The 926-nt window shown below is 61.0% G+C and carries 1 protein-coding gene; it reads right to left on the reverse strand.

Translation table 11 applies throughout. The features are described from left to right. A partial coding sequence (locus D3222_RS24775) for a toprim domain-containing protein (RefSeq protein WP_118988373.1) occupies positions 1-926 on the reverse strand: 926 nt, incomplete at both ends.

Below are 926 nucleotides of genomic sequence, written 5' to 3' on the forward strand. Positions count from 1 at the left end.
ATGTAGTTCTGCCGCGAACGGGCGTGATACATGTCCAGCGTATCCACATGGAACAGGCCGGACGTTTCATCACGGACCTGCACGTTCACCTTCATTACATCCGGCACCGGGGATTTTTTCATCCCGCGTATCCGCCAGATACGTGGCCCGCTTTTCATCAACAATTCACCGGACGCCGTGTGCTCACAGGGCACTTGTGCAACCTGTGGCTCTGGCAAGGCAGCTAAAGAAGCCGGTTTCGTTTCCCCTGTCGTTTGGGGTTCTTCCGTCATATTCGGCGCCGCGGGCCGTTCATGGCTGAACACCGCGCCCGGCGCCGTTCCCTGTCCCAGCCAAACCGCCTGTTGCAAGGCCAGCCCCAGCGCCTGTTCGGCGTGGCCGCTTTTCAGCGCATAGTCATTGGCATCCAACCCCGGCGGGAACTGGACCCGCCATGCCTCCATGCCGGCTTCCAGTAAATCAGCGGCAACACCGGTTGCGCCACGGTCTCCGGCCTCATCCCGGTCAAAGGCAATCAGCACCCGTTTCACGCCGTGATACTGCAAGGCGTCAAGGTGATCGCGGTTAAAACCGTTCACCCCGAATGCGGCGATCACGTTGCGGAACCCGGCACACCAGAACGTCATGGCATCGATCAGCGCTTCGCACAGGATAATTTCCGAAGCCGCTTTCATCGCTTCCTCGTTCCAGACCCCGGCCAGTGGCGAGGGCAGGTACAGATGCTTCGGGCTGTCTTTCAGCACCTTGTAATCCGGCTGGGTTCGGCGGCCATACAGTTGCAACACCCGTCCGCGGCTGGCCACACTGGCCGATTCGGCCCAGCCGATAACGGGCACAACAACGCAGCCCCGGAAGTGGTCCTGCCGGGTGGTGGTACGCAACACGCCCAGCCCAGCCAGTTTGTCGCGCAACTGCTGCCCCTCATT

It is taken from the genome of Photorhabdus sp. CRCIA-P01 (assembly GCF_003545805.1).
GTDB classification, from domain to species: Bacteria; Pseudomonadota; Gammaproteobacteria; order Enterobacterales; family Enterobacteriaceae; genus Photorhabdus; species Photorhabdus antumapuensis.